This window comes from Paenibacillus aestuarii, from assembly GCF_027789125.1.
In the GTDB taxonomy this organism is placed as follows: Bacteria; Bacillota; Bacilli; order Paenibacillales; family NBRC-103111; genus Paenibacillus_E; species Paenibacillus_E aestuarii.
The window spans coordinates 273,410-296,744 of the sequence record NZ_JAQFVF010000023.1; the positions used below are offsets into that span (position 1 = coordinate 273,410).

General features: G+C 49.7%; 26 protein-coding genes. 2 read left to right on the forward strand and 24 right to left on the reverse strand.

Going from position 1 to position 23,335, the window contains the following annotated elements; translation table 11 throughout:
• Positions 1–23: 23 nt before the first annotated feature.
• From purT to O9139_RS09940, 9 genes are all read right to left on the reverse strand, one after another.
• A complete protein-coding gene (purT, locus tag O9139_RS09900; protein ID WP_270879298.1) occupies positions 24–1,202 on the reverse strand; it encodes a formate-dependent phosphoribosylglycinamide formyltransferase in 1,179 nt (392 codons plus the stop codon).
• Positions 1,203–1,344: 142 nt separating this feature from the next.
• Entirely contained in the window at positions 1,345–3,222 is a 1,878-nt protein-coding gene (locus O9139_RS09905) for a nitric oxide reductase activation protein NorD (protein ID WP_270879299.1), read from the reverse strand.
• 58 nt (positions 3,223–3,280) lie between these two features.
• Positions 3,281–4,168: an ATP-binding protein gene (locus tag O9139_RS09910; RefSeq protein ID WP_270879300.1), complete on the reverse strand. Its 888-nt coding sequence runs from the start codon at positions 4,166–4,168 to the stop codon at positions 3,281–3,283.
• Between the two features lie 65 nt (positions 4,169–4,233).
• Positions 4,234–4,455, reverse strand: a complete 222-nt coding sequence (locus O9139_RS09915; RefSeq protein WP_270879301.1) for a hypothetical protein — start codon at positions 4,453–4,455, stop codon at positions 4,234–4,236.
• A gap of 58 nt (positions 4,456–4,513) precedes the next feature.
• Complete coding sequence (locus O9139_RS09920) at positions 4,514–5,224, reverse strand: YhcN/YlaJ family sporulation lipoprotein (RefSeq protein WP_270879302.1); 711 nt, start codon at positions 5,222–5,224, stop codon at positions 4,514–4,516.
• A 34-nt stretch (positions 5,225–5,258) separates the two neighbouring features.
• Entirely contained in the window at positions 5,259–5,411 is a 153-nt protein-coding gene (locus tag O9139_RS09925; RefSeq protein ID WP_270879303.1) for a hypothetical protein, read from the reverse strand.
• Positions 5,412–5,538: 127 nt separating this feature from the next.
• Positions 5,539–6,024 (reverse strand): hypothetical protein, encoded by a 486-nt coding sequence (locus O9139_RS09930; protein WP_270879304.1) that lies wholly within the window; start codon positions 6,022–6,024, stop codon positions 5,539–5,541.
• Positions 6,025–6,042: 18 nt separating this feature from the next.
• Positions 6,043–6,696 (reverse strand): trimeric intracellular cation channel family protein, encoded by a 654-nt coding sequence (locus O9139_RS09935; RefSeq protein WP_270879305.1) that lies wholly within the window; start codon positions 6,694–6,696, stop codon positions 6,043–6,045.
• Between the two features lie 19 nt (positions 6,697–6,715).
• Complete coding sequence (locus O9139_RS09940; protein WP_270879306.1) at positions 6,716–7,789, reverse strand: Gfo/Idh/MocA family protein; 1,074 nt, start codon at positions 7,787–7,789, stop codon at positions 6,716–6,718.
• Positions 7,790–8,087: 298 nt separating this feature from the next.
• Between O9139_RS09940 and O9139_RS09945 the strand changes: the two genes are divergently transcribed.
• A complete protein-coding gene (locus O9139_RS09945; protein ID WP_270879307.1) occupies positions 8,088–8,309 on the forward strand; it encodes a hypothetical protein in 222 nt (73 codons plus the stop codon).
• On the opposite strand, the gene O9139_RS09950 is transcribed toward O9139_RS09945, so the two are convergent.
• From O9139_RS09950 to O9139_RS09960, 3 genes are read right to left on the reverse strand one after another with little or no spacing between them, the layout of a single operon-like run.
• Entirely contained in the window at positions 8,306–8,701 is a 396-nt protein-coding gene (locus tag O9139_RS09950) for a kinase-associated lipoprotein B (protein ID WP_270879308.1), read from the reverse strand. The two genes, O9139_RS09945 and O9139_RS09950, sit on opposite strands and share 4 nt — an antisense overlap.
• A 20-nt stretch (positions 8,702–8,721) precedes the next feature.
• Complete coding sequence (locus O9139_RS09955) at positions 8,722–9,045, reverse strand: thioredoxin family protein (RefSeq protein WP_270879309.1); 324 nt, start codon at positions 9,043–9,045, stop codon at positions 8,722–8,724.
• 1 nt (position 9,046) lies between these two features.
• Positions 9,047–9,565 (reverse strand): hypothetical protein, encoded by a 519-nt coding sequence (locus O9139_RS09960; RefSeq protein WP_270879310.1) that lies wholly within the window; start codon positions 9,563–9,565, stop codon positions 9,047–9,049.
• 71 nt (positions 9,566–9,636) lie between these two features.
• Here O9139_RS09960 and O9139_RS09965 point away from each other — a divergent pair, with 71 nt between their 5' ends.
• Positions 9,637–9,849: a hypothetical protein gene (locus tag O9139_RS09965; protein ID WP_270879311.1), complete on the forward strand. Its 213-nt coding sequence runs from the start codon at positions 9,637–9,639 to the stop codon at positions 9,847–9,849.
• 47 nt (positions 9,850–9,896) lie between these two features.
• On the opposite strand, the gene O9139_RS09970 is transcribed toward O9139_RS09965, so the two are convergent.
• The 12 genes from O9139_RS09970 to O9139_RS10025 form a co-directional block, all read right to left on the reverse strand.
• Positions 9,897–11,510 carry an ABC-F family ATP-binding cassette domain-containing protein gene (locus O9139_RS09970; protein ID WP_270879312.1) on the reverse strand — a complete coding sequence of 538 codons (1,614 nt, stop codon included), beginning with the start codon at positions 11,508–11,510 and terminating at the stop codon, positions 9,897–9,899.
• Positions 11,511–11,547: 37 nt separating this feature from the next.
• Complete coding sequence (locus tag O9139_RS09975) at positions 11,548–13,488, reverse strand: ABC transporter ATP-binding protein (RefSeq protein WP_270879313.1); 1,941 nt, start codon at positions 13,486–13,488, stop codon at positions 11,548–11,550.
• Complete coding sequence (locus O9139_RS09980; protein WP_270879314.1) at positions 13,485–14,534, reverse strand: M42 family metallopeptidase; 1,050 nt, start codon at positions 14,532–14,534, stop codon at positions 13,485–13,487. Before O9139_RS09980 ends, O9139_RS09975 begins: the two co-directional genes overlap by 4 nt.
• Before the next feature lie 104 nt (positions 14,535–14,638).
• Positions 14,639–14,929, reverse strand: coding sequence for a Dabb family protein (locus O9139_RS09985; RefSeq protein WP_270879315.1), 291 nt, complete (start codon positions 14,927–14,929; stop codon positions 14,639–14,641).
• A gap of 99 nt (positions 14,930–15,028) precedes the next feature.
• Positions 15,029–15,475 carry a GNAT family N-acetyltransferase gene (locus tag O9139_RS09990; protein ID WP_270879316.1) on the reverse strand — a complete coding sequence of 149 codons (447 nt, stop codon included), beginning with the start codon at positions 15,473–15,475 and terminating at the stop codon, positions 15,029–15,031.
• 24 nt (positions 15,476–15,499) lie between these two features.
• Positions 15,500–16,981 carry a DUF6382 domain-containing protein gene (locus tag O9139_RS09995; RefSeq protein ID WP_270879317.1) on the reverse strand — a complete coding sequence of 494 codons (1,482 nt, stop codon included), beginning with the start codon at positions 16,979–16,981 and terminating at the stop codon, positions 15,500–15,502.
• A 13-nt stretch (positions 16,982–16,994) separates the two neighbouring features.
• Positions 16,995–17,510, reverse strand: coding sequence for an A24 family peptidase (locus O9139_RS10000; protein ID WP_270879318.1), 516 nt, complete (start codon positions 17,508–17,510; stop codon positions 16,995–16,997).
• A 30-nt stretch (positions 17,511–17,540) separates the two neighbouring features.
• Positions 17,541–18,227 (reverse strand): TadE/TadG family type IV pilus assembly protein, encoded by a 687-nt coding sequence (locus O9139_RS10005; protein ID WP_270879319.1) that lies wholly within the window; start codon positions 18,225–18,227, stop codon positions 17,541–17,543.
• The gene (locus tag O9139_RS10010; RefSeq protein WP_270879320.1) at positions 18,224–20,521 is read right to left on the reverse strand and encodes a hypothetical protein; all 2,298 of its coding nucleotides are present in this window, start codon (positions 20,519–20,521) and stop codon (positions 18,224–18,226) included. The genes O9139_RS10005 and O9139_RS10010 overlap by 4 nt, the downstream gene beginning before the upstream one ends.
• On the reverse strand, positions 20,505–21,458 hold the full coding sequence (locus O9139_RS10015) for a hypothetical protein (protein WP_270879321.1): 954 nt from the start codon (positions 21,456–21,458) through the stop codon (positions 20,505–20,507). The genes O9139_RS10010 and O9139_RS10015 overlap by 17 nt, the downstream gene beginning before the upstream one ends.
• Positions 21,425–22,039: an ATPase, T2SS/T4P/T4SS family gene (locus O9139_RS10020; RefSeq protein ID WP_270879322.1), complete on the reverse strand. Its 615-nt coding sequence runs from the start codon at positions 22,037–22,039 to the stop codon at positions 21,425–21,427. The genes O9139_RS10015 and O9139_RS10020 overlap by 34 nt, the downstream gene beginning before the upstream one ends.
• A complete protein-coding gene (locus tag O9139_RS10025; protein ID WP_270879323.1) occupies positions 22,036–23,154 on the reverse strand; it encodes a P-loop NTPase family protein in 1,119 nt (372 codons plus the stop codon). Before O9139_RS10025 ends, O9139_RS10020 begins: the two co-directional genes overlap by 4 nt.
• Between the last annotated feature and the right edge of the window lie 181 nt (positions 23,155–23,335).

Sequence of the window (23,335 nt, forward strand, 5' to 3'; positions counted from 1 at the left end):
AAAAACGCATTCAAAGCCGCGTCTTATTCGTAGCTGATCGTAAGCTCACCAGCCGCCTGCTTCGCCAGCTTACGGGCCTCTTCCACCGTGTCCGCACTGCTGAGCGCAACCGCCATCCGGCGTCCCACCTTCGTCTCCGGCTTGCCAAAAATGCGCACCTGCGTATTCGGCACAGACAGAGCTTGTTCCAAGCCGCCAATTTGGTACGCCTTGGTCTCGCGGTCGGCTTTCAGCGTGTAGCTGGCGCCTGGCGTCAACAAGCGAATGCCCGTAATCGGCAAGCCGAGGATCGCCCTCGCATGCAGGGCAAATTCGCTAAGATCTTGCGTCGCCATCGTCACCATGCCCGTATCATGCGGACGCGGGGAAACTTCGCTGAAGTACACGCCATTCGCCGTTAGAAACAATTCAACGCCATAGATCCCGAAGCCTCCGAGCGCATCCGTAATCGTCTTGGCGATGTGCTGCGCTTCTTCAATTTGCTGCGCGCTCATCGCATGCGGCTGCCACGATTCAATGTAATCTCCATCCTTCTGAATATGCCCGATCGGAGCGCAATAGGTAGTGCCGGATACGGAGCGGACAGTGAGCAGTGTAATTTCCGAGTCAAAATGGATGAACTCCTCGATGATGACGCGCGCATTTTTCGCCCGGCCGCCTTCCATCGCGATGTTCCACGATTGTTCCACATCATCCGGCGTCCGGCAGATGCTTTGCCCTTTGCCGGAGGAGCTCATGATCGGCTTAATGACGCAAGGCGTTCCGATCTTGGCGACGCCGGCATGAAGCTCTTCCAAGCTGTCGGCGAATTCATATTTCGCTGTGCTCAGCTTGAGCGTTTCGGAGGCGAGACGGCGAATGCCTTCGCGGTCCATCGTCAGCCGGGATGCTGTCGCCGTCGGAATGACGCGATAGCCTTCCTGCTCCAGCTCCACCAGCACAGGAGTGGCAATCGCTTCAATCTCCGGCACGATCAAATCCGGGCGCTCCTGCTCGATTAGGCTGCGCAGCTGTTCGCCGTTCAGCATATCGATGACATAGCTGCGGTGAGCGACTTGCATCGCCGGCGCATGGGCATAGCGGTCAACTGCGATCGTCTCCACGCCGAGACGCTGAGCCTCGATGACCACCTCTTTGCCGAGTTCTCCAGACCCCAACAGCATGATTTTTTTGGCATTTGTCGATAATGGCGCTCCGTACATGAAATGAATGTCCTCCTTGGTTCACCCTAAGTATGATATGTGCTGAAAATGAAGATATGTAAAAACCGGTGATGCTTCCTATCCCCCTGGATTCGACCTGAATCGACATCCCGATCTCGTTTTATTGTAAAGGATTTATTTGCTAAAAGATAGATTTCAGCAGCAGTTTGCGCAAAATCGGCGCCAGCTGCTGCGGCAGCTCTTCCACATGGGGAACGACAATCGAGCTGCGCCCATATATGTTCCGCATCGTGATCCGCTGCGTTTCATGCACCGTGCCCCCGGCGAGGAACACGCTGATCACCTCGATGCCTTGGCGGCGCGCCTCCAGCACCGCCTCGCAGGTGTCGATAATTCCCGCCTCGTGGTAGTTGGCCGCCGAGGGCTCGCCGTCCGAGAAAATGAGCAGGACGCGCTGCCGCTCCGGCCGCCGAAGCAGCTTGCGCGTCATGCTGCGAATGGCGAAGCCGTCGCGGTTGTCCTGCTGCGGCTCAAGCTGCAGCAGGGCCGCCCCGCGCCCAGCCGTGCAGGAGGAGGCAAAATCGACCGTCACCTGGAACAGGTTCGGCGCCTCCTCCTCGGTCACACGGTCCGCGTCTTCCCAGAAGCCCACCACTTCGTGGGGGATGCGCAGCCCGCGCAAGGTCTCGTGGAACAGCACGAGACCGAGCTTGGTTTCGTCCATTTTGTCATACATGGACGCCGAGCAGTCGACGAGCAGCGCGAACGCTGCGTCGAGCTGCGGGACAGGCGCGCGCTTCTTATAGAAGAGCCGCGGCGCCTCTTGCGTGACGGCTCGCGTCAGCCGCTTGTCGAGCCGCCCGAACAAGCGGTCGCCGCGGGGGGCGATCCGCTTCTGCTCCAGCGTGCGCCGGATCGCGCGCTGCAAAGGCTTAGCGAGCGGCGCTACGCGCTCGCTGAGGCTCTTATAAGCGGCCTCCTGCGCAGCAGTGGGCCGCTGAGGCGGCAGCCACGTCGCGGTCGCGTACGCGCTCGTGGCGCCCTCCCCGTGCCCGCCCGCTGGGGGCACGGCGTTGCTTTGGCGCCGCTCCGGGGCGGCGCCGGTGTGTGCGGCGCGCAGCGAGCGGCCCTGCGCGATCGCCAGCGCCTGGTCCGCGGCGTCGCCTGCGCGCGGCGCATCGCCTAGCGCGGACGTGCGGGTGCCGCGCTCAAGCTCGAACCGCAGCAGCCCCGGGCTCGGGTCGCTGGTTTCGCGGTGCCAAGTCGGCATGCGCTCTTGGCCAGGCTGCTGGCGCTCCCCTTCTTCCCCGGGGAGCGCATCATCGTTCGCGAGCCGCTTTGCGCGCTTTCGCTCACCCTTATGCGAGGCGGGCAGCGGATCGTCGACGCCGCTTCCCGCCTGCATCCAAAAATATTGCGCCTGGGCATCACGAGCCAGCCCCTGCGCCAGCAAATCCATCATCCGCTGGCAGCAGGCAGCCACCTCTTCAGTATGCTCCGCTTCCTCGACCTGTTCCAGCAGCGGATACAATGCAGCAATTCGCGCCTCTATGCCTTGCGTCTGCTCTGGCGCCAAGTTCCACTGCGACTGGCTCCAGTGGACACCGGTAAACCAGCCGTAGACGAATAACAGAACCGCTTCCGCCTGTTCCCCCTTCTGCAGGTGCACACGCAGCTTATGTGTATAGTAGGCAGCATAGATGCGATGCCGCTGTGCGAAAACTTTCGCCGTGCCTGGCCTAAGCCTGCGGCAGATGCGCTCCAGCCGCATATCTTCGCACAAGGCGAAGAACTGCAGGGCCAGTTTCGGCAGGGGCTCCGCTTGGCTATCGCGCATATACGCGCTAACCGCTGCCGCACCTGTGTGCCAAGCGCTCCCAATCCCGTGCAAATAGACGTCGCTCTTCATGCCCGCCGCTTTATCACCGGCTGGGAGGTCGCGCCAAAATTGGCTCACGGTGATGCGCCCTTCCTTCTCCATATAAGCAGCATGAAAAGCTGCCTCCACTTCCAGCTCTTTGCGGGCAGTGAACATCCGCGCCAGATCAACTAACTGCATGTGGAGGCTCGAATCGATTTTATCATCCAGTAAGCTTAATTTTCCTACGAACATCGGTTTAGAATAACGTGTCCGCTGCATTCATCACAGCAGCACGCTCCCTTTCGTCCTCCAATTTATCGGCAATCGCTCTGGCTACGGCGCGCATCGGCGGTATGTATGCGGCGAGATCGCATGCATCAAGCAGCGCGCGAACCGATCCCGCTTCATCCGGGAGCTGACCCATTTCAATGAGCGTCAGCAAATCAGCGGATAATTGCACAAAGGTAGCGAGCTGCTTCTCGTCCTTAAGCACGGATTGTCCGCGCAGCAGCTGCAGCAGCTTGTCCCCTTGCAGGTAAGGTACGTCAATGGTGACAAAACGGTTCTTCAAAGCTTCATTGAGCGGCACCGTTCCAATGTAGCCCTCATTGATAGCAGCTATCACGCGAAAATCGGGATGAGCCGTGACGACTTCGCCTGTGAACGGGTTCGTGATCGTCCGACGGTGATCCAGAACGCCGTTAATGAGCGGCAGCGTTTCCGGCTTCGCCATATTGACCTCGTCGATGTACAGGAAATGTCCCCGGGTCATCGCTTTGATGATCGGTCCCGGAATGAACGTGATCGAGCTCCCGCCCTGCTCGTGATGCTGCAATGTTTTGAATCCCAGCAGCGCTTCTGCATCCAGATCCGTGGAACAGTTCACCGCATGCAGCGGCTGTCCGAACAGAGCGGACACATGTTCCGCCAGCTTCGTTTTACCGGAGCCGGTCGGCCCTTTAAGCAGTACATTTTTGCCGAGATATAGGGAAATCACCGCATCTTGCAGGACATCTTCGCGCGGCGCTTCAAAATTCGCCGTTCCGATCAGCTTTCGCTCTTCGCTGGTCAGCGTCTCCAGGACGCGCCTTTTGGTATTCGTTAAGTGCTCTGTAATAGGCTCTGGCCATAAAAAGAATGACATAAAAAAATTCCTTTCCTGATCTAGGTGTATTCCTTACTATTTATCAGGAAACTGGAGATGTCAAGTTATATCCCGTCGGCCACAAACGGGTCTTTCACGATCGTATGCGAATAATACGCCATCCGCTCCCCGCATTCCGGGCAGCGCTGCTTGCTTGGCAGCTCATTATATAATTGCGCCAGGCTGTATGCGGTCTCGTAGTTAATCGCTTCAATGACATCTTCCTTTTGCACGTATTCGCATCTTGGTGAACTGCAATAAGCGCGTATTTTAAATCTGCTGATCATGGCTGCTCTCCTAATGGAAAACCCCCAGTGCCTGTTAGCAGCTGAGGGTTGTTCCGTTTTATTTGTTCATTAGCTGATTCTGGCCTGTCGAATAGGTTGGAAAAGCATATTGCACCATCGTATTAAACTCGTTTAAATAGGCATCCATCATCTTGTTTTGACGCTTCTGCGCGTCGTAATACAGCATGCGGTTGACGAAATGCGGATTGGTTGAAATAAACACGTTCGCATCCGGGTAAACGCGATTAATTGCATGACGAATCGCATTGGTACTATCTGCCGGGAGCGGCTTGGAAGAAACCCAATCCATCTGTGTGCCTGCGCCTGAACCGAACAAGCCTGCTTCAGATTCCGGATTGTTCGTTTTACTCAGCATATGCTGGTGGTCACTGGCACCCATTGCCTGCATGCCGCCCATGTCTATAGCAACATAAATATTATGATTGGTGACAGCCACGGCTGTGGAGCCGACTTTGGCCGTCTTCATGATGTGATCGGCCAAATCGCGATTCATTAACAGATGTGTATTCTCATGCGCTTTGGTGTTGTCAATCGTTGATGGAACCAACGAGGGCGGCGCGGATTGTGCAATGCTTTTGGCGCCAATGGACGGGTTCTCATTATTACGTGAATCCGCATCCCAACTTCCGGCATTCATATTGTTGGAAGTAGCTCCCCCTGCTTCGCTGTGCGAGTTGCTGTGTCCGCAAGCCGGAAGCATGCAAAGCAATAAAGCTAATGCTGACATTTTGATGATGTGCTTATTCACGTGCGTCCCCACTATCCTTTCTGGAAGTCTGATCTTACTTATCGTGGCTGTCATCTCCCGGCGTGTACGCGATCAGCGCGACGTCATAACCGAGTTCATGCTTCATGCGCGACTCCAAGCTGCGTAGCTCCTGAAGCAAGTCCTCTCTATTGTCTAGATCGGCGAATTCATAAGTCTCTCTTCTCATGCTTGCCAACACACCCCTCTTCAGTAAACGTTCCATATTGTTAATATGGACAAATAACCTGATTTTTACCAAACAAAAAAAGCCCGTCTCCGCATAAAATGCGAAAACAGGCTTAGATCCGTTTCGATCAAGATTCATCTTTATTGCGAGTCTCATCCAGCTCTTCGAGCAGCTTACGGACGGACGCAGCATCTACGTTGCCTTGCTCACGAAAAGCTCTTAATTTTTGCAGCAGATCGGCTGCGACTTGTTCATCTTCCTGCTGTCCGATTTCTGGCGCTGGATCAAACCAAATGTAGAAGCCTTCAGGGCCGTTACGCAAAAATGGTTTGTTCCAGTTGGCCGGATAATCAAACGGCTGCTCACCGAAAACCAGACCTAACACATCATCGCTGTCTACCGGCAGCAAATAGTGAAAAGATTCCGGCTCACCCGTATTGGTGAAATCCCTATGCAAATAAGCATAATGCAAATAATGCTCGCCGGTTTCTTGATCTTTGGCGATCTCGTACCGTTCTAACTCGCCGCCATGCAGCTCCTTAATAGAAACAATTCGCTCAGCCAACGTTTCCGAAGCAATTTTTTGCTCGTGCTGCAACGATTTTTCCGTCATATACGCACTCCTTCCTGACTAGCCTTCAGCGCGATGTGAAGAATGATGAATGGCAGCATGATTCGTTGCGGTGTTCCGCAATGAACGTTTTGGTAACTTCCATTTATTTACAACAGAAAGCATCCTTAAAATAACAATCAGGACGAACAGAACGGCTAGCTGCCAAGTGCCTTGCGCCCAGCCCAATCCAACCAGAGCGCCTGCCAGCATCCCCCAGACCGCGTAAATCTCATCCCGCAGCACCAAGGGCTTGCGTCCCGCCAGAACGTCGCGAATCATCCCGCCGCCGATCCCCGTCAGTACAGCTGCTACGATGACCGCGCTGAGCGGATGACCCATATTGGTCGCATACAGGGCTCCTTGAATAGAGAATGCAGCCAATCCGATTGCATCGAAAAATGCTTCCCATGTTTTCCACAAACGAATATAGCGAACTGGCAAAAAAAAGACGAGCGTCATTGCAAATAACGCGATTTGAAAATTAAGCCCTTGCTCCCACAGCGAAACAATCGGCTTGCCGATCAGCAGGTTGCGGATCACACCGCCGCCAAACGCCGTCACCAGGCCCAATACATAGACGCCTAGAATATCATATTCTTCTTCCATAGCGACAATCGCACCACTCACCGCAAACGCGATCGTGCCGATGATGCTAAATAATTCCCAGTTCACTTGCTGCAGCTCCTGTCACTTAGATGTCCCAGTCCAGTTGTACTTCACGGCCGGTATGCGATGAACGATAAATGGCATCCAAAATTAAATTATTCGTATATCCGGTCATGACCGATGTGATCGGCTGTTTGCCTTCGCGGATGCATGCCAAGAAATGCTTGGCCATCCGTACCCGCGGGCCTTCATCTTGATCCGGGATGCTTAAATCTACATCCGCTTCACGCTCGAACAACTCAGCAAGCAATTTGCCCTTCGTACCGCGAATCGAGGCACCGCCTTCGGAACCGAGCAGCTGCACGTACGGCTGATTGTCGGTTTCCACGAGGGCCGCCCAGCTGACATCTAGGGAGAGCGTAGCGCCGTTATCCAACTTGATCATTGCCGTCGCCAAGTCTTCTACATCATATCGGCCGTTCCAGTTCGGCGTTCCCCATGTGCCGATCCCCTTTTTGCGAGGGCCGAACTCCGCGTACGTAGCTCCATAAACCGAAACTGGTCTCGGATTGCCCATCAAATAAAGTGACAGATCCAGCATATGCACGCCAAGGTCGATCAGCGGCCCGCCACCGGATTTCTCCATTTGCGTGAACCAAGTGCCCCAGCCAGGGATGCCCTTCCGTCTCACCCATCCTGCTTTCGCATGATAAATGTGACCTAGCGCCCCTTTCTCCACCTGCTGCTTCACTTGCATGGACAGCGATTCCCAGCGGAGCTGGTGAGGAATCATCAGCACTTTGCCGCTCTTGCGCTCCGCCTCCACGATTTGCTTGGCCGATTCCAGGTTAATCGCCATCGGCTTCTCCAGCATCACATGCTTGCCTGCTTGCAGCGCCTGAACAGCGATTGGCGCATGCCACTCATTGGATACGGCGATGATGACCGCTTCAATAGACTCATCCGCCAGCAGCTGCTCCGTTGTTGCGTATACCTTCTCAATTTGATGCTCTTTGGCTCTAGCTTCAGCTAGCGGCAAATAAACGTCCGTCACCGCTGCAATCTGGGCGTCTGGAATCTGCTTCAGCACTTCCATATGTACATTTCCAATATTGCCGGAACCAATAATCCCGATTCGAATCGGATTCTGCGAAGTCATGACCGGTAACCCTCCACTGTCTCTATTTATACAATCTTTCTTATTATAAATGTGGGTTTGTCTCCCCGCAACTGGGAATAGGCGAGAATGGTGCGCTATTCCTCGGCGTGTACAGGGCGTTTCTTTCCTCTAATCTGCACGGCATTCAATCAGAATACGGACAAAATGAGGCGAATACATTGATAAAGCAATAGACTTATACTTTTTTAATAGTTGTTCGAAAACATATTTAACATTTGAAATGTATCTTAGTAGGTAGAAAACTTATTGAAGAATCATCTACCAAGGAGGTATGGACATGCATTCGCTATCCATCAAATTTATTAATAAAACGATACCTGTCGTAAATTACACGCATAAACATTCCCAAATCGAGCTGCTTCGGCAAAAATTGAAGGAGCTGGAGCTTCATTTTGAATTTCGCAAGAAGTTAAAAATGATCTCCCTCATTGAAATCATTGGGGATGTCGCGATTTTCAAGTATAACGACGGAACAAAGCTTTATCTTGAAGTATCCTAAGCTTGACCGGGAAAATAGTCATTATGCAGCTGTTCAAGCTCCTGCAGAGAGCGACGAGCCCAGGCTTCCAAGTCCGCTAGCTTACTCATTTGTGCGGTTAGCGCTCTCTTCAGCGATTCTTTATAATCAGGCACAGTGCCCGAATAAGGCCGAATGGTCGAAATCGGCATAAGCGCAATTTCTTGATAGGCCAACGCGCGGCGCTGGTGGAAAAAAGCGACACCTGCATCCATCGGGTTGTGCAAATCACCTTGTGTCGGATGTTCTTTCACGGCCAGTATCCGAACGGCTGCTTTAATCGCACTGGTCATTTCGACCACTTCCCCTATATACACTCCGGTTTTATATTCAGCGCTTACGAAATCTCCAATTTGTAGCGATCCCATATTCATTCTTCATGACCTCCATTTTTTTATTCAGAGCTGATCAATGGCATCAACTGCCGATACAGCTCGTCCACGGATTGCATACGGTATATGAACCGCTTGTCTTTTCCTGGCTCCATGATCACGATGCACGGTACGCTTGTAATTTGCCATTCCTGCGTAATTTGCGGCAGGTACAGGATATTGCTCTTCACCAGCGGCAACTTGGGTTGCATCGTCAGTATCACTTCAAGCATCCGCTCCGTTACTTTGCACGTGCCGCAGAACGGGGTGTAGACGAACACGGCCAACGGTTGTTCCCGATTGCTGTTCACTCGGTTATAGAGCTGCTGCTGCGACAGTTCTTCCATCCTACATCCCTCGCTCATCCAGCCATGCCAGGCTGTCCATGGCGTAGTCCAGCAGCCTCGAGAAATCATCGATATGACTCTCATTGATTTTTCTTCCGAACGATAGCGTAATCTGATTGTTCATGAATGACACCGCAGATCCATACATAAACGAAAGCTGCTGCGATATTTTCGGACGATGCTCCCAAATCTGAAGCAACTGCTTTTCAATTTCAGCACAATCCTTCTCCGCGTCGGTTACTTTGGTATACAATTTGATCTCCAGCGTGCATCCTGGAGAGGCGGACGGATTTTCCAAAATTTCCGCAGCGAGATCGCTCAAGTGCACATGCAAACAAAGTTCCGCTTTGCTTGGACGGGTCGTTTTTTTCGTAAAATCAATGACATACGAGCGTGACATGGTGGACAGATCAATAAGGTCCGCACGCTTCGTCACCAGTATATGGCCGCTCAAGTCCAGGTCATACACTGCGCCTTCAAGCACAACCTTTAAATTCTCATAGATTGTCGGGTCGAACACAGGCCCACCTTCTTTCATCTTTGCTTTGATTCGATTATACTAAAAGAATATCACGTAAAGAAGGTGTTTCCATGTCAGACAAGCCTGAAGATCAGCTTGAATCGCAAGCTGGTCAGAAAAAAGTCAGCTTAGCTGATGCCATTAAGCAAAAGCTTGCACAGAAAAAAGCAGATCAAGCGAACCAAAAAGGCAACCCCAACTATGCAGGCGGGGGTAATCAATCAGCGAAAAGCCAAATGACTAAAAAAGTCAACAATCAACGTCGCCGGACTGGCGGCAGCTAGCAAAAAGAGCGCCCTGCGGAGCATTCCGATCAGGGCGCTTTTTTTATTTACGCGTACAGCGTTTCGCGTTGTTTTTTTACATCTTCGCTATCCAGATACTCATCGTATGTGATCATCTTGTCGATGAAACCATTCGGTCCGATTTCCATAATACGGTTGGCAATCGTTTGGATGAACTGATGGTCATGGGAGACGAACAGAATTGTGCCGTCGAAGTCAACTAGACCGTTGTTGAGCGCCGTGATCGACTCCAAGTCCAAATGGTTCGTCGGCTCATCCAGAATGAGCACGTTGGAACCGCTCAGCATCATTTTGGAGAACATGCAGCGAACTTTTTCGCCACCGGAAAGCACATTCGCTTTTTTCAGCGCTTCTTCGCCGGAGAACAGCATGCGGCCCAAGAAGCCGCGGAGGAACGATTCATCCTGGTCTTTGGAATATTGACGCAGCCAATCCACCAGGTTCATATCCACATTAAAGTACTCTTGGCTGTCTTTCGGGAAGTAAGCCTGTGAAGTTGTAACCCCCCACGTGTAAGTACCGCTGTCCGCTTCCAATTCGCCCATAATGATTTTGAACAGCGTCGTTTTGGCAATACCGTCCGGACCAACAAAAGCTACTTTATCCCCTTTATTGATCGTAAATGACAGGTTATCAAGCACTTTCACGCCGTCGACCGTTTTCGTCAATCCTTCAACGGCTAACAATTGCTTACCAGCTTCACGCTCGGACTTAAAGTTGATGAACGGATATTTACGGCTGGAAGGTCGAATATCTTCAAGCGTAAGCTTTTCGAGCTGCTTTTTACGGGAAGTCGCTTGCTTGGATTTGGAGGCATTCGCACTGAAACGCGCGATAAAGGCTTCCAGTTCCTTACGCTTCTCCTCGGTTTTCTTGTTCGCATCACGAGCAAGCTTAAGGGCCAATTGACTGGACTCATACCAGAAATCGTAGTTACCGACGTACATTTGGATTTTACCGAAGTCAATATCCGCGATATGCGTACATACTTGGTTCAAGAAGTAGCGATCATGGGATACCACGATAACAGTGCCTTCAAAACGCGCCAGGAAGTGTTCCAACCAGCGGATGGATTCCAAGTTCAAATGGTTCGTAGGCTCATCGAGCAGCAGGATATTCGGGCTGCCGAACAGCGCTTGAGCGAGGAGAACACGTACTTTCTCGTTGCCTTCCAGATCTTTCATTTTCGTATCATGCAAAGACGTCGGGATGCCAAGACCAATCAACAGCTCAGCCGCATCGGATTCAGCTTGCCAGCCGTCCAGATCCTGGAATTCGCCTTCCAACTCAGCTGCTCTCATGCCGTCTTCTTCGGAGAAATCCGCTTTGGCATACAAAGCATCTTTTTCTTCCATAATCTTGAAAAGGCGCGCATGGCCCATGATGACGGTTTTCAAAACTTCGATTTCATCGAATTCGTAATGATTTTGTTTCAGGACAGCCATTCTCTCGCCTGGTGTGATGCTCACTTCACCTGTATTGCTTTCAATCTCGCCAGACAAAATTTTCAAAAATGTGGACTTGCCGGCGCCATTGGCCCCGATCAAACCGTAACAGTTGCCTGGTGTAAATTTGATATTGACATCTTCAAAAAGCGCTCTCTTGCCGTAACGAAGCGTTACGTTATTTACAGTTATCATGGATAAGACTTACCTGCTTTCATTTAGTTTGATTCTATCATACCTTATTTCGCTCTATTTCTTCTACCAGCTCGGATAAATAAGTCCATCTTTCCATCGCGGCTTCCAAATCTGCGGCCGTTTTCTGTTCTTCTTCATAGAGCTCCCGAACACGGTCAAAATCGCTACCCGCCGTCTCAATCTGCTGTTTCAAGCTTGACGCTTTATCTTCCAGCGAAGCGATGACGTTCTCGATGTCATCCCATTCTTTCTGCTCTTTGAATGTGAGCTTTTTCGGACGATTGCTCCCGCTTTGCGAGGTGGCCGTGGGAGCAGCCGCCGGTTTCTCCGGCGCAGCCTGCTTCAGCCATTCTTTGCGCTGCTGCTCCGCTTCTTCCTGCTGGCGCTTTTCTTCCAAGTAATCGGAATAATTGCCGATGAACGGCTCGATGCGCCCCTCGCCTTCGAAAGCGAACAGATGCGTACAGGTCCGATCCAAAAAGTAGCGGTCATGCGATACCGTAATGACAGCTCCTGGAAATTGCTCCAAATAATCTTCCAAAATCGTCAGCGTTTGGATGTCCAAATCATTCGTCGGCTCATCGAGCAGCAGGACGTTCGGCTCGCCCATGAGCGTGCGCAGCAGGTACAGCCTGCGCTTCTCACCGCCGGACAGCTTGCCGATCGGCGTCCACTGCAGCGTCGGAGAGAACAGGAAGCGCTCAAGCATTTGCGAAGCCGATATCGCTTCGCCGTCAGACGTGCGGATGACTTCCGCGGCTTCTTTGATATACTCGATGACGCGCATTTTCTCGTCCATCTCGACGTTCTCTTGCGTGTAGTACGCCAGCTTGACAGTCTGGCCGGTCTCAATCGTCCCGCTGTCAGGTTGGATGCGGCCAGCGAGCATATTCAGTAGCGTCGATTTGCCGCTGCCGTTCGGACCGATGATGCCGAGCCGGTCGTTTGGCATCACGATGTAACTGAAGTCGCGGATCAGCGGCTTCCCGCTCGTGAACGCTTTGGTGACGGCTTCGAGCTCCATCACCTTCTTGCCCAGGCGGCTGCCAGCCAGCGCCATGTCGAGCTTCTCCGCGGGTCCGTCGACCTTGCGGTCCCGCAGCTCCTCGGCGCGCTGCACGCGCGCCTTCTGCTTCGTCGTGCGCGCCTTTGCGCCACGGCGCAGCCAAGCGAGCTCGCGGCGCAGCAAGTTCTGCCGCTTATCTTCACTGGCGGCTTCGGACTCCATCCGCTCCGCTTTCTTCTCGAGGAACGCCTCGTAGTTGCCCTCGTAGCTATAGATCTTGCCGCGGTCCAGCTCCAGAATGCGGTTTGTCACCCGCTCCAGGAAATACCTGTCGTGCGTAACCAGCAGCAACGCGCCGCGCCATTTGCTGAGGAACTCCTCGAGCCACATCGCGGTCTCGTTGTCGATATGGTTCGTCGGCTCATCGAGGATGAGCAGGTCGGCCGGTTGGATCAAAACGCGGGCCATGGCCACGCGTTTGCGCTGACCGCCCGACAGCTGGCCGACGGGCTTATTAAACTCGCTGATGCCGAGCCGCGTCAGCACTGTTTTCGCCACGGTCGCCGCTTCCCATGCGCCGTGCTCTTCCATGCGCTGCTGGGCTTTGAACAGCCGCGCTTGTTTGGCCTCGCTGGAGGGGTCCTGCTCCAGCTCGGCCAAGGCACGCTCATAGTCGCGTAGCGTCTGCATGAGCGGCGTTTCGCCGTGGAATACCTGTTCCAGTACCGTAGAGTTCGGGTCGAACTCCGGGTTCTGCGGCAGGTATTCCACCCGGAAATGGTTCGCGTGCACAAGCTTGCCGTGATCCGCGGTTTCCAGTCCCGCCAGCAGTTTGAGCAGCGTGGACTTGCCTGTGCCGTTCACGCCGATGAGTCCGATGCGCTGCTTCTCGTTCACCGTGAACGTAATATCATCGAACAACACTTTTTCTCCATAAGTTTTGGTTATATTTTGCACGCTGAGGATATTCATGCTTGAGCTGGCTCCATGATGTAAGCAGCAAGCAGCGCAGCTGTGTTTACAACCGCATCCATATGCGTCCGCTCCATACTATGCGAAGCATGCACGCCTGGTCCTACCAAAGCGGCGCGAATATCTCGGCCGCCGCGCAGCGCTGCGGATGCATCCGATCCGTAGCGTGGATAAATATCGATCGCGTAGCCGATTTCCAGTTTTTGGGCCAGATCAACCATTTTAGAAGTCATATGATAGTCATATGGACCCGAGGAATCTTTGGCGCAGATCGATACATCTCTTTCGCTGCCGCTGAGATCGTCGCCGAGAGCGCCCATATCAACCGCTATCAGCTCGGTGATATCGTCCGGAATAAAGGAAGAGCCGTGTCCTACTTCCTCATAATTCGAGAAAAACAGCTTCACGGTGTACGCTGGTTTCAAGTTTTGCTCTTTGATAAGCCGTAGCAAGCCGAACAAGGAGGCGACACTGGCTTTATCATCGAGATGACGTGATTTTACATATCCGTTATCCTTGATTTGCACACGCGGATCAAAGGAAATATAATCCCCGACACGAATGCCCAGCGCTTCGACATCATTCTTCGATTTCACCAGCTCGTCGATCCGAACTTCCATGCTCGCCTCTTCGCGTTTGAACTCTCGCGCATCCTCGTACACGTGTACGGAAGGACGCGTCGTTAAAATCGTGCCGTCATAGACGCGACCGTCCCGGGTGTGAATTTGCACATACTCGTTTTCAATGGCGCCCATCATAAAACCACCGAGAAACGTCATCTTCAAGTTTCCGTTTTCTTTGATCGACCGGACCATCGCTCCGAGCGTATCGACATGAGCGGAAATGCCGATCGTACGATCGCTTTGTTCCCCAGGGATCGTTACGATGCCGCAGCCTTTGTTTGTATATGTAAGCTCGTAACCTAGTTGATTCACCTGATCTTGCACTTTTTTCATAATATGATGCGTATAGCCTGTCGGGCTTGGCGTACGCAGCAGCATTTCGAGTATTTCCGTCATGTAGGCTTGGTTCAGTTTCGTTTTCAAACGGGATTCCACCCTTATTCTAGTATGAGTGCTTTTTTACACACAAAAACAGTGCAGCCTCTTCTAAGGATACTACACTGTTTTTCTTCGTTTTTCAAACCACTTTAGCTAAGGAAATCAACGCAAACCGATGTGCCGTCCAAAACTTTTTTCATATGAGCTTTCACTTCTTCATGTATGGGATGCGTGTCATACACTTGCAAATCTTCGGGAGAGTCAAATTTCGTAATCAATACGAGATCATACGAACGCTCCAAATGATGCACATCCACACCTACTTCAATATGCTTCAAAACTGGGATTTTGCCTTCCATATTGACAAGAACCTGTCTCGTCGCTTCCACGGATTCCGGGCTGCGATCCTTAAGTTTAAATAGTACGACATGAGTTAACAAGTCTCATTCCTCCATGGATAACGGATAATTGGTGTGTTCTTATTAGCAATACCTTATTATACCACTGATGCGATCAGACAAGAAATAGAAAAAAGCTGTTTACAAGTTCAAGTACCTCACAAACAAGATCCGATCTTCGTCGGGCCCTTCATAGTCGGGTGCATAATCTGCTGTAAAGCCCATTCGATGATGAAAGTCGATTGATTTGACATTTACTGGTGAAGTGATACAGCGAATTGTATCACAACCGCGCTCTCGTACTTCTTCAAAAAATTTATTATAGAGTCGATGTGCCACCCCTTGTTTTCTAAAGTCAGGATGCACGCCAACGAAGTGAATATAAGCCTCGTTTTCTTTCGATGGAGAGATAAATCCAATTACAAATCCAACGATTTTGCTTCCCGACATCATGACAAAGCTTGTGTTTTGAAAATGTTCAAAAAATAAGCGGGGCAGTAAATGGGTCATTTGACGGCCTCCCCACCATTCATTAACCACAGAGCGGATTTCGTAGCAATCGGATTCATGCAGCGTACGTAAGTTCATTAAACCCCTGCTTTCATTTTTGGTTTATTTAAGGCGAAAGATCAGTTCGACACTAGCAATCCGGATCACATCTCCATCTTGCAGCACATATGGCTGATGAGCAGCGAGTGCCTGCTCATTCACGGAAGTTCCATTCGTCGAGCCCAGATCGATAAGCTCATAAGTTCCTTCAAGTTGATTAATTTCAGCATGCATTCTCGAAACACCAGGTACATCGATGACATGATCCAGCTTTCCCTTCTCGCCTCGTCCAATCGTAAACCTCTTGCTTGTTATGTGGACGGACTGGCTCTGGCCTTCTTTGATGTACTCCAGTATGATTTCGGGAGCGCGTGTCATGTGATTATTTAATCCTAAATAGACGGTTTGATCCGGTTCAGATGGGTTCAACAGTGTGGTATGCATATGAAGATTACGATAATATTCTTCTACGCTTACTTGCTGATCGGCTTCTGAGATCTGCAGCTTTTGTTCTATTAAGATATCTTGATGTCTGGATGGTGCTTGTTTTACACTTTGTTCCCTTTTCAACAGCGGAATGCCGATGAATGTTACTATGAAACAAATATCAGCAAACAGCAGCGTTAATCCAACTGTAAAGCGCAATGTTGCATCGGCTGGATAAGTCATATAATTTTTCCACAAGAAGGCGACGAGCAGAAAACAAACTGCAGCAACGATTAGCTGCGACCTATTAGATAGCTTGAGGAAAGAAGCTTTCGTATTTGTCATATGCAAAGGCTCGTTAGCAGGGGCATAGATTTCGCTTGGCATCGGAGTGAGCCTCGGTTGCTGGTTCAAAACTGGCTTTGGCAATCCGCGATAGATCGGCGATTCAACGCTTTGCTGAGACTTTAGCCCCTGTACAGCTGTGAGTTCATTCCGGTTTCCCTGGAAATGGTTTCTTTCCGATTGCTTTTCCGCTTGCGGTGGCTGCATCCTTGCCAGCAGCTTTTCTTTTAATCGCGAATGATCATGTATAAGGCTCATTTCCTCTATCATGCTTTTCACATGCGGAAGATCTTCATCCCTCACTTTATCAGCGATCCGCTCCATCAACAAGCCAAAATCTTCAAGCTGTCTCCCCCCTTCATCGATATGAGTGAGCGGCACATAAGTCAAATATACATCCGACCAATCTACTCCTAAAAAGATAAAATTTTCTTTCATCACATACCCGTCCTGATGCAGCATGTAATGATGACTTTCCTCCAAAGCGCTAATAATGGCATAGAAGAGTTTGGCAAAATTTTGTTGGTTAAGCGATTCGTTCTTCAGCGCTTGATTCAGCATGCGTCTGGGTGATAATTTATAAAGCAGACTCAACCGATTATCGAACTCCCTCACCTCAAAGGGCAGCAAATGAGGAACTTGATTCGCTTCCAGCATGCGCAGCTGCAGTGCAGATAGTTGTTCAGGCGCGATCCCTTCATCTTGGTACAATTCCATATAATGACCTTGACGATATATAAAATCGTACTTCAAACCAAAAATTTCTTGATTCAAAATACGGCCTCCTTCAAATAAAATTTTCGTACCAGACTAATAGAACCCCTGGCAATGCTGCGTACATAAAAGGAAATTTGATATTGATCTGTCTTTTCATTCCCGTGATGAAGCTTTTGTCTCTCAATATTGTCAATGAAATCAACCATCCTGCCAGTTTATGTCCTGTTTCAGCCATTTTTTTGCTAGCAATTAATAACCCAATGCCAATTACGCCGGCAAACAGGAGGGCATAGTAAATGCTCTGGATAACGAAGGCTGTCCCCATGATTGAACCGATAGCAGCGAATAACTTGACATCTCCTGCGCCTAGTGCACCAAGGGCATACAATACAATAAGTGCCAAAAATCCGCTCAATGCCCCAACCAGCGCAAACCAGAGCCCATTCCAGCCTTGCGTACATGTATGCATAATGCCGCCGGTGATCACGCCGGTGACAGTCAACCGATTAGGAATCATTGATTTCCTGGCATCAATAATAAAAGCAATCCCCACTAACATAAATAGTGCTGCGTGAACCATCATCATCCCCCCGTATGCTCCAACGGATTTGACAATTTACTTGCCAATCCACGCACGTTCGTAAGCTCTTTTTTTCAAAGTGATCGTTTGTGAGAAAAAGGGTATTGGCAACTTATAGGTAACCTGAGCTTCGATACCGAAGTAGGGCTCTCCTTCACCTATCAAATCGGGCATGATTACGGAAATAACTTTAAAATTATCTTTTTTGATCGCTCTGCTTTCGCCAAATCCGTAAACAACAGGTGTTAACGCTGCATAAATCCGCGAGGCCACATGTTCCTCATAGATCTCTATAAGCTGACCTTGCGCTTTCTCCTCGACTGAGACACGCAGCTCCTGCTCCCATTTCAGTAGTTCCAACAAAGAATCCGGAATATATGCGGCATAATCGTCAGCCAATTGTTCTGCTCCCAGCACTTTGTCTCGAGTAGACTGAACTAGTTGGATCGCGGATGTAATCCTTTCGCCTGCAGGGCTCTGATCAAACTTCACTTTCGCCTCCTGTGCAAGCAGCCTTGCTGGGTATATTTGTCCAGCAATGGAACGAGTTGCTTCCGAAACACTTGTTTGCAAAGCGATTTCGATGACTGCGATTTGTATGCAAATTATTAGTCCCACAACAAATACGATAAAAATAGGCAGTATGAGCGATGCCTCAAGCACCATGCCCCCGTCTTGATCGCTGGTGAACTTGCGTATGATGCGTACCTCCTTGCTTCTCAATAGGCAAAAGCTGCTATCGACGTCATCTGACATCTGCTGCGTACGACCTGACAGCCGAGCAGGCCAGAATTATCCATGATTTTCATCAATTGCGGAATAAACCATAGTCGAATGCTGCTGACCGCTGATCCTTGCATATAAGTTGCATGTTCAAGCAAATTTTTTCCTGTTTGGAGTTCAATCAACGCTTGCATACGGGCCATTAGCTTCTCATTATTACTGTGCATCAACAGGAAGATGCGTAAATAATCCTTATATGTCAAATTAAGCACGGAGACAGACAGCTTGGACGTTAGTTCCACTGCGTCGCCCTTGGTTAATTTTTGCATATCCTGAAGAGCCTTCACTGCCCCTTCAGCAGCTGCAGTTAAAAATACGAGCAACGGCGATCCGATATTCAGCAGCTCTTTCTCAGGATCCATGAGCGCTTCAAGCGTACGGATCGCAAGGCGAAATGAGAACATTTCCGCGTAAGCGGAAGACATATTAGCCGCACATGAAGAGAAACCGTAAATCAGATACTCAACCTCTTGATTAGTTAACATATGTGAACCCACATCGACAATCTCGTGAGCGACTTTGGGATTACCCGAGGCATCTTGCTCCAGCCCATACGTTCGATAGTTGAATTTGGTTAAAGCGAATTCATTCACATAGAGCTCATCCCTTAATGTGGCTGCCGCCTGGGTAAACATGCTGAGCATGTTCATCGCCTTTAAACTAGCAGTCTCCGACTTATCCAAGTCGTAGGCGATTTCACTCCCGATGGATGATTCTTGCGCATTCACTTCCCGATATTTCTGATAATAGCCGTTATTCCCGCTCCCATTTCCTTGAAGACGCTGAAAGTAGTCGCGCTCACTATTGGGCCCAAGCAGCATACTGCATCCGCCAATTGATTGCTTCACTTGATCCAGCACAACCTGTATTTTATTTTTTTGCTCACTCGAGCGCTGTTTAATGGAGCCGCTTTTACTCATTCTTGCTTGCTCCAGCGCGTTTTGTTTGCCGTAAAAATCATTTGAGCGGCTGTTATAAGCATCATTGGCTGTTAAGGCTTTATTCGTATTGTCCGTGGTATACAAATAAACGGATTCTACAATTTGCTGAAAAGCAGTGAACAAAGCGGAGATTTCGGCAGCCGCCGTCTGATAATTATAGAAATAGTCATCGCCATAAACGACTATGCTTTGAAACGCTTCATACGCTTTGGTTTGATTGCCATTTTCTTCTTGCAGCCCTCCTAGCTTCTCACGAATTTCATCGTTTTTTTGCTTCGCTTTGCGCAATACAGGCTCAATCCGCTGCTGCAGTTCGCTGATCTTCGCGCCATTCGCTACAACTTCCTGTTTAATCACCGTAATTAATTCGGCATACTGTAGCAATAGATTTATAATTCGTTCTAAATCAGACTGTTTTTGCGTTAACGCTCGCGCTTGAGCTTCCAGGGCTCGTATGTTTTGTATAATCGCTCCAATACTTGCTGCTGCTTGAGCTCCAGCCTGGCTAAGAGCAACGATTGACATGTTCGCATCGGAAATTGATTTCTGGACAGACGTTAATTGAACCTTGACATTATTTAGTTCACTTCGAACGCCATCAATGGTGTGCACGCCTACTTGGGAAGCGATACCGTCTAATTGACGGATACGATCTTGGTAAAAGGTATGATAGGATAGCGTTTTGGCGTGCATTTCCTCGGCATAACGCCATGCTTCATCAAGCGCTTCTTCCCGCTGCTCCAATAAACGGCCAAGTTCATCCGCATGTTGGGAAAACTCGGAGCCCTCCTGGAAATGATCGGATGCACCACTCTTTTTGAATTTGTCGAGAATTTCCAGCGTATACTCAATTGGCGCCTTAATTTTCATGTCCTCCAAAATTTGCTGCTTAAAAATAACATGACTGGCCAAGGAATATACAGGTGTTATGCGAGAAGCATTATCTAGCGGCTTGTTGTCGACATAGTGAAATGAGCCAGGTGACACCGAACTGGAAAGGTTTTGCGCAAATACGTTACTGAACACGCTCTCTGTTTCTTCCCTATTCAGTCCTAAACCGTACAGCCCCATCGCTTGCAAATCGGGTTCGTAAGCTGACATCACGGACCGAACAGCGGTCTTTACCGCTGTTTCACTTTCTTTTTCCGCTAGCTTTATCCTGGCAAAATCTATGAGAACAGCTTGAAAGAAAAAGATCGGTACAATGATTAAAATTAAATAAATGGACACGGTGCCGCGCTGGGATTTGGAAAAATTATGTAAGAAATCCCCTCTGCTAATTGTGAATGACAACAACGATGCCTTTGCGTTCCAATTCTTTACGAAAATTTGCTGAAGGTACTTCCTTTTGATTCGTTCCTTTTTTGAAGAAATGCCAGACCACCCCTTTCACCTGTGTTCCTTGTTCCAGCAGTTCTACATCTTTGAGCATTTGGTCGTTTCTTAGCTGCGATTCCATCACGCTATAATAGGCTTGATGCGCGATGCCTTGAGCATCCAGGGCGTCAATCGTCCTGCTTTTACCAGATGGTGTACTGAAGACAACTTCTTTGCCACCCACCAACGATTTTAGATAGGCAGCGGCTTGACGCTCTGAAGTGATCTTGACGCCTTCGCCAGACAAGCCTTGTGCCGGCTCCTTCAACGCAGCCTTTGCTTCTTGAGCGGTTATGCGGCCTTTAATTTCTTTCATATATGTGCGGGTAATATCCGTAATTCGAATTAGTTCCACGGGATCGACAACATAAGCGATCGATTGGCCAGTCGTGACCCCGGAATCAAACAGTTTAAGCGCAAAAGTGGGGAACAAAAACGGTTTATGAAGATTGACCTCAATTTTTCGCACAAGTAAGTAATTGGAGTATCGAACTACGCCATTGATGCCGGAAGGCAAAATTTCCCTTGACCTCGCTAGCTTGCTTTCTACGAGCCCCATCCCCTCACTGCCGGCAGAAGGGACATTGACTTCCGTTGAGCCCTTTGTAAATAACATGCCGAATAGATCTGACATACTGTCTTGTGCCAACCGCCAATACAAACCGTCTCTTTCTTTCGGATTAAAATGACCCGTCACAACGTCTTTGTGAGAGTTGTCCCATGTGTAAGCAAGCCGTTCCGCTGTTGTTCGGGCCATTTGCTCGACATAAACTTTTTGATACACATACATCCCGATGAACAGTAACGTTATGGTGCAGACTAGAATTGCCGGAAATATAAGAGAAGCTTCCATCGTAAAGCTCCCCTGTTCGCCATAATCCGCAGAAGCTCAGCCGCCTCCTCGGTCAAGCTTCCTCTGCGGATCAAATCAACCATCAGCATCGGCTTATCAGGGAATTTCCGGATCGTGAGCGTTGGGCCGCTAAGCGAAGCAGGCGGAAGCACGACATTGACCCTGGATCCATCCTGCAGACGAGCGTCAACAATAGGTGACCCTTGATTCACTATGCGATTCACTTTGGCCACAATCGTTTGAATCAGATCTTCCAGCTTTTCCTCACTCTCAAAAACGTCACCAAACCGCTGTACAGCTCCATGCTGCTCGATAAAAATATCATTAGGACCGTTAACCATAATTTCTGTCACGGATGGATCGTCAAGCAACGGCTGCAAAACATCCAGCCCGCGGAAAGAATGAAAAATCCGCAGCACTGCGTCCCGAATTTCACTGGATGTCCATCCCATCTGCGCAGCCTTCCCAAATACGGCCTCTTCAATCAGCTCACTAAGCTGCTCATCACTCACCGTGCTGGAGAGATCGAGCCTTTCCTTGATCTGCTGCTTCAATTCAAGGTACACGGTTTGATATATCAACCTGCTGCTCCAATATGTTCACTCAGGCGGGGTGGGGAACCAAATAAACAAGCTTGATAGGCATCATACACCTGCTCGGAAAACAGTGGAAATTGCCAGACCTGCTCTGCCGCATGAACGGATTTCCATTCCGGAATATATGGCAAATAGCCGCTAATCACATGTGATCCGAGCATGGAAAAGTCATTAACGATTTTGCCCGTGTATTTACTAATAAGAAAATGAACATTGCGGGTATCCCCTAACATTTGCATGAATTCCCTTGTTTTAAAAAGATCATTTAAATCATCCATTATCAGCCACAACACATGATCACTTAGCTCTAAACACTTGATAATTCTTGGATGAACAGATGCTTCCAAGTCAACAATGATCACATCATACTTGTTTAACGAAGCAAGCGTTTCAAGCAGCAGACTGACATCCTCCCCCGTCATGTCATGCATTTCCCTTATGTGCCCAGTTGGACTCAAATAGTCGACCCGCCATCTGGGATCGTGCGATTTTAGCAGCTCCAGCTTGGGACCGCTCAGTTCGGGCTTGCTTTTCACATAATATAAGAACTGGGACAATCCTGCTCGATCACCCTGCAGCCACAACGTCGCCGAACTGACCGTCTCCAAGCTCAAATAAAACACTCGCTCTCCGCGAAAACATAATTGCTTCGCTAAGTGGATGGCGGTCATCGTCTTACCGTTGCTGCCTGTGCTGCCATAGATGGAAACGATCCGCGTATGCCGGCTAATCTGACTGGCGGCAGGAACTTGACCAGACTCTGCATATAGAGCAATGATTCGTGCCGTCAACTGATTCAACGATTGAAATCGATAAACAGAAGGGAATTTCGATTCTTTCTCCTCACGTACTGCCTGTGTGTCACTCAATCTAATAATGCATACGGACATACCTTTGTTTTGAAAAAGCTGCATAAACGAATCAGAAAATAAAAATATCCCATCCTGCTGCGGCCGATTCACAAGTTCCTGCACAAGCTCCGCTTGCGAAAATAGCTTGACCTGCAGCTGCTCTGCGTACTCGGAACTGCGGATGTAAGATGCTAGACGCTCCGCATAAACCGTATCCTGATCCAGGACATGAAGCTGAATTTTATTCATCGAGGTCTCCTTTACCGGAAATGAATGGCCATTCACACCAAAAAACCGCTTGCGATGATCACACAACTGATAATCCCCATGACGATCGCAATTCGAGCTGCTGTCGCCTGCTTCATGCATCACACTCCTTGTTAATCGGCTTCACAAATTTGCATAGGAACAAAACAAATAGCACCGCTGA